The sequence below is a fragment of the Cellvibrio sp. genome (assembly GCF_053579595.1).
Genome location: NZ_JBRFPI010000282.1, coordinates 1 through 5948, shown reverse-complemented (window position 1 = coordinate 5948; position 5948 = coordinate 1). Strand labels below are relative to the sequence as shown.

The window sequence follows — 5948 nt, the reverse complement described above, 5'->3', positions numbered from 1 at the left end:
ATATCCAGTTCGTTGGCGTAGACGTAATCAATGCCGAGTTTGGTTTGCAAATAGCGACCGAAGTAATTAAATCCACCCGATAAAATTGCGGTTTTGTAGCCGAGTTTTTTGAGTGATGAAATTAATTTTTCGGCGCCTTCGGTGATGCGCAATTCATCCGCAATTCCCGCGAGTACCGATTCATCCAACCCTTTGAGCAGCGCCATGCGGCGAGCAAAACTTTGTTTGAAATCCAATTCGCCACGCATGGCGGCTTCGGTAATTTCAGCAACTTGTTCGCCTACACCAGCGGCCTTGGCAAGCTCATCGATAACTTCTGCTTCAATCAATGTTGAATCCATATCGAAACATACCAGGCGGCGATTGCGGCGATACACCGTATCGCGCTGGAAGGCGACATCGATATTCAAACGCGCTGACAACTCCATAAAGTCCGCGCGCAGTGCTACTAAATCTGCAGGCATTCCCCGCACTGAAAATTCTACGCAGGCGCTACCCTGATGTTCTTCGCCCGCATCCAAATCGGCGAGTGATACACGGCCAGACAAACGGCTGATGCTGTCGATATTCAAACCGTGTTTGGAAGTCACCGCCGTTAACTCGGCAATCATCGCCGCATCGATTTGGCGCGCGAGCAGCGTAACTATGTGGCGGGTTTTGCCCTGTTGCTCCGCCCAATGCTCGTAGCTTTCGGCGGTGATGGTTTGAAAGCGCACCTGAATACCGAGTGGCTGGGTGGCTTGTTGGATTTGGTCGAGCAGTTGCGCGCGCACATCGGCGGCGATACGCAGCTCAACCAAAATGCCCAGTGCCAAAGTATCGTGGATAACGGCTTGGCCTATATCCAATACACGCGCTTCGCAACGGGCAAGCACATTGGTAATAGCGCGGGTGATGCCGGGCTGATCCTGCCCCGATGCATTAATCAATAAAAGTTCGTTCACAGTGCCTCTCTATAAGGGGTAACAAACATACGTATTGGCCCGGTGCGTGCTAACTTTTACTACCGGTCACCGCCGCATGTACTTGGGGGCGATTGCGCAAAGCGCGCATTCTAGCGGAATTCATGGCCGCTCACAGCAGCTTCCAGACACGAACTGTGCCTTAGCACGCATCGATAACTTAGGCTAGAATGCGATTCCACACGACATATTGCTGCCATTGGGGCGAGCATGTGTCTGACCACCGACCCCGGCAGGAACTGGGGTTGAATCATGAACGCAACATGACGAGCACGGACTTAACAACAAAATGGCATTGATCAATACCTACCGCACCTACCCACAGCTCAGCCTTTGCAGCCTGCTTCTGATCGCACTCGGTGCCTTTGGTGCCTGGGCCTATATTCACAACAGCGAACAAAACCAGCGCGAGCAGATCAGTCACTATGGCCAAGTGCTCGCCAACAGCGCAGCACGGCAAGCTGTAAATGCGACCCTGCAACAGGACTTGGTAAGCCTTCAAGCGATCCTCCTCGAAGTCGGCCAATATCCCAATGTAGTAGGTGCGACCATCCACAATGTGGAAAACCAGCTGCTGGTGCAAAGCGGTTTTAAACCCAACCAGGAAATTAAAGGGCGCCGCTACAATTTTTCAGCGCCCATCGCATTGCACAATAATGTCGCCGGTTATTTGGAGGTGACGCTCGATATGCCAGTACACACCGAGCGTGACTACCGCTTTTTTATGCTGTGGATGGCGGCGGTATTTTTCTCGCTGCTGGTGATCTGGTGGTCGATCCAGCGCCAGTGGTGGTCGCAATTAAAAGATAAATTGCCCACGGCGAGTGAAATAGTCACGGCGGTTGTGGAGAAAATGCCTACGATCAACGAAGCGCCCGAACCCGAGCCGGAATTACCGAAACAAGTATCTGTGCGTTTGAGTTTGGACATTGTGAATATGGGCAAGCTGTACCAACAATTGAACAGCGAAAGTTTTGCGACTGTGCTGCGCCGTTTTGAAAAGCAATTGCAGGGCGTGCTGAATTTATACAGCGGCCAGCGCCAGATGTTATCGGGCGAGACACTCATTATTGATTTCACTGGCGAAGCATTTTACGAATGCAGTTTCCGCGCAGCATGCGCCGCGCAATTGTTGAATAGCTTGGCCGCCAAAAGCCCCAGCCCCCGCTTGCATTTGGCGGCAGCCGTACATGAGTTATCGGCACCGGTAAGTTCCAATAAATCGCTACTGAAAGATTTTGTGGTGCAACATAACAACCATTTAAAACCGGACAAAGGCGAAGTCTTAATTAGCCAGCGTTTGATCGATGGCGATTTGCAGGAGCATCTGGAAATTGTGAGTGATAGCGGCAAGCTGATTGGTTTGAAAGCGCCCTATGCGGCGCTGCTGGCGAAACAGGAAGAGCAACTTGTTGGTGCGACTACTGCCTAGCCGTGTGCGATCTGGATTGCGGTATTCCATCCGGGACACGCCGTAAACCCATCCATGGGGGCTCATCTTCGACATCCATGTCTCAGACGGTCCCGGATAGAACACCGCAATCCAGCTGCAAGATTTTCGCAACATTTTGGATTTGTACTGTCACACACCTGCAACAATTCCATCACATAACCGTCACCGATTAGTCATAGCCTTGCAGTATCGCCCATCGCAAGGTTGTGACTACCATGCTCAACATCGAACAATCCATTACCAATAAATTCCCCGGCTTTACCCAGCAAGCGCCGATAGTACGCAACTCCACGCTCAGTATTCTGCGCAAGCTCACCCACGAGCGCGAGATCAATGCGTTTTTGCGCGAGCATGAAGGCAACCGCGGGATTGATTTTATCGACCGGATTTTTGAATATTTTAATTTCAGTTACAGCATCTCCCAGCGCGAGCGCAACAATATTCCCTCACAAGGGCGGGTGATTATCATCGCCAACCATCCGATTGGTTCACTCGATGGTTTAGCACTGCTGCGGTTGGTAAGCGAAGTGCGCAAAGACGTAAAAATTATCGCCAACGATATGTTGATGGCCTTTGAGCCGCTACACGATTTACTGCTACCGCTCGACAATATGACCCGCGCCGCTTACAAGCAAAGTTACAAAAATATCCTGCAAGCACTCAATAACGACGAGGCGATTATTATTTTCCCGGCGGGCGAGGTATCCCGCGCAAGCCCGACCGGAATTAAAGATGGAAAATGGCAGGCGGGGTTTTTGCACTTTGCGCGAAAAACCAATGCACCGCTGCTGCCGATATTTGTCTCCGCCAAAAATTCAATGCTGTTCTACAGCGCCTCGATGATTTTCAAACCGCTGGCGACCGCCCTGCTCGCGCACGAAATGTTTAATAAACGCTCGGCGGAAATTAAATTCCGTGTGGGTGAGATGATTCCGCACCATGCACTGCAATCGGATCAACTTGCCGATAAAGCCTTAATCAAACGCCTGAAAAAACACGTCTATAAAATCGGCAAGGGCATTTCATCCAAAAAAAATAATGCGCCAGTTTTTGTAACGGAAAAAACTATCGCCCACCCGGAAGATCGCTCCGCGCTGAAAAAAGAATTTAAAACCGCGCAACTAATTGGCAGCACCCGCGACAACCACAAAATCTTTTTATGCGATTACAACCAACACCCGGTGGTACTGCGCGAAGTTGGCCGCCTGCGTGAACAGACGTTTCGCTTAGTCGGTGAAGGTACAGGCAGCCGCCGCGATCTGGACAAATACGATCACTACTATCGCCATTTGGTATTGTGGGACGAAGAAAAGCTGTGTATCGCTGGTGCCTATCGCTTAGGTGAGGCGCACAAATTGATGAAGAAAAAAGGCGCGAACTCGCTCTACACGGCCGAGTTGTTTGATTTCCATTCATCGCTTACTCCCTATTTGGAACAAGGCTTGGAATTGGGCCGCAGTTTTGTACACCCGGATTATTGGGGAAAAGCCAGCCTAGATTATTTATGGCAAGGGCTGGGGGCCTACTTATCTCATCATCCGCAAGTGCGCTATGTATTTGGCCCGGTCAGCATGAGTGCGCACTACCCCAAAGTGCTGCGCGATTTATTAGTGTTTTATTACGAGCGTTACTACTCAGTGAAAAATGCGAATGATGAAAACCTTGCAGAAGGCAATCACCCGCATGAAATTGATGAAGACGTATTAATCGATTTACAGCACCGCTTCGCCAAACTCGATAGCGAACAGGGCTTTGAATTGCTGCAAGAAGAGTTTAAAAAACACGATTGCAAAATCCCCGTGCTGTTTAAACAATACGCAAGCCTGTATGAAGAAGGCGGCTATCACTTACTCGCGTTCAGTGTGGACTCAGAGTTTGGCAATTGTGTAGACGGATTATTTATGGGCGATCTAACTTGTATGAAAGAAGCAAAACGGAGCCGCTATTTAAAACCCACTCAATTAACCGAGTAACCAAACTCTTCCGGCTGAAACCAGTAACGGGGATTTAGATAATTAGTGTCGTTAGGTAAGAGCGGATTAGGGATATGTAAAATAACGCCATTTACAAGGGTTTTATTTAATGGAAATACATGACTGGTGAGTGGGTGGTTTTTCATATACAAGAGAAACTCGCCCTCATCGATCATTTTTTCCAAACCTCTCTCAATCCATTGAGCTAGCTCTTCATTGCCCGGTCTAACAAAAAAGTACACCGCAAACGGATAATGTAAAATCAACGTTTTTTGTTCAGTCAGCTCAGGGTATGACTTAGTACGTTCAATTAATTCAGGCACAGCCTCATAATAGCCTCGCGGAAAATAATCACAACGCCTCGCTACCACTTGCTGATACAGCCCTTCTAATACAGCCACTTCAGTTACTCGCAAGCCAGCAGAACGCATGATATCCACATCAGGCCAATCCAGCCCTTGGCATGCAAGCAAATGCCTTAACTCTGCACCATGTTTAACGCTGTCAAATTCACCTTGCCTATCAGTGCGGATAATAAAACGACGATATCCGATTAAACCTCTATCCAATGGTATACGAATAGCACGCAGTTTTTGCTCACGCTCAATACTGGTGCCCATCCAATATACATCAATCATTGTCCCTCGATTTAATTCGCGAATAGCTCGCCCTTGCTCCATGATGCTAGTCTCGCGCAGTTCAGGGATATCTCTCCCGGCAGCTCCTTTGGCAAGCGCTTGGCGCAGTAACTGGGTGTAGTAGTCTTGTGCAACACGAGAATCAGGTTGAGGTTTGGGTATGTTCACAACCGATGACACGGCACTATCAGAAAGTGCATACACCAGAATGACTGATAAGCAAAATCTCGTTACTGACATTAACCCAGCCTCTTTGTAAAAATAGATACGTTGCATCCTGTCCGCGCCACAATAATCATTTCTAGAGGGATAGGGATGACAGTCATCACACGTCAAGTTATCGCCTAAAGTCACTTGGTTGAAACCAGTAGCGCATATCCTCTTGGTTAGAAAAGTTAGGCAAATAATAATTTGGAATTAGCAGTATGCGATTTACATTAACATTACTTAGTGGAAATGCACGGCTGGTATGCTCATGCTGCTGCATGTGAGCTAACAGTTCACCATCATCAATCATTTTTTCCAAACCTTCCTGTAACCACAGCGCCAGCACTTTATTATCTTTATGCACAAAAAAATAGGCGGCAAAAGGGTAGTGTAAAATCAGAGGTTCATAAACCATCAAATCCGGGTATAACGCTGCGCGCCTCGCCAGTTCAGCTTTCGCCTCATTAAATCCGCGCGGGAAATAGTCACAACGTCCAGCAGAGAGCTGCTTAAATAAACTCTCGTAATTAACACTGGTAATCAGGTTTAAATGCGCCGCTCGTAGTACATCGGTATCCGCCCATTGCGCGCCCTGACACGCTTTTAAGTGCGCCAAATCTTGCACTGTGTTTATCGAATCAAATTCTGCAACGCGCTCTTTACGAATAATAATCTGGCGATACCCAAGCAAGCCACGCTCAAGTGGGATGGGTAC

4 protein-coding genes and 1 pseudogene are annotated in these 5948 nt (G+C 48.5%); 2 read left to right on the top strand and 3 right to left on the bottom strand.

What is annotated here, in order from left to right:
- Nucleotides 1–944 (bottom strand): phosphoserine phosphatase SerB (serB, locus tag ACWA6V_RS15700; RefSeq protein WP_449523372.1); only part of this gene is annotated, 944 nt, incomplete at its 3' end.
- Nucleotides 945–1251: 307 nt separating this feature from the next.
- On the opposite strand from serB, the gene ACWA6V_RS15695 reads away from it, so the two are divergent.
- Both ACWA6V_RS15695 and ACWA6V_RS15690 read left to right on the top strand, forming a co-directional pair.
- Nucleotides 1252–2394: a hypothetical protein gene (locus ACWA6V_RS15695; protein ID WP_449523371.1), complete on the top strand. Its 1143-nt coding sequence runs from the start codon at nt 1252–1254 to the stop codon at nt 2392–2394.
- Between the two features lie 236 nt (nt 2395–2630).
- Nucleotides 2631–4388: a GNAT family N-acyltransferase gene (locus ACWA6V_RS15690; protein ID WP_449523370.1), complete on the top strand. Its 1758-nt coding sequence runs from the start codon at nt 2631–2633 to the stop codon at nt 4386–4388.
- Here ACWA6V_RS15690 and ACWA6V_RS15685 read toward each other — a convergent pair.
- Nucleotides 4373–5302: a hypothetical protein gene (locus ACWA6V_RS15685; RefSeq protein WP_449523369.1), complete on the bottom strand. Its 930-nt coding sequence runs from the start codon at nt 5300–5302 to the stop codon at nt 4373–4375. The two genes, ACWA6V_RS15690 and ACWA6V_RS15685, sit on opposite strands and share 16 nt — an antisense overlap.
- A 61-nt stretch (nt 5303–5363) precedes the next feature.
- A pseudogene (locus ACWA6V_RS15680) lies at nt 5364–5948 on the bottom strand (hypothetical protein); the annotation flags it as partial.

Coding starts and splice junctions, on each gene's coding strand:
- ACWA6V_RS15695 (WP_449523371.1), top strand. CDS start 1,252: ATGGCATTGATCAATACCTACCGCACCTACCCACAGCTCAGCCTTTGC.
- ACWA6V_RS15690 (WP_449523370.1), top strand. CDS start 2,631: ATGCTCAACATCGAACAATCCATTACCAATAAATTCCCCGGCTTTACC.
- ACWA6V_RS15685 (WP_449523369.1), bottom strand. CDS start 5,302: ATGCAACGTATCTATTTTTACAAAGAGGCTGGGTTAATGTCAGTAACG.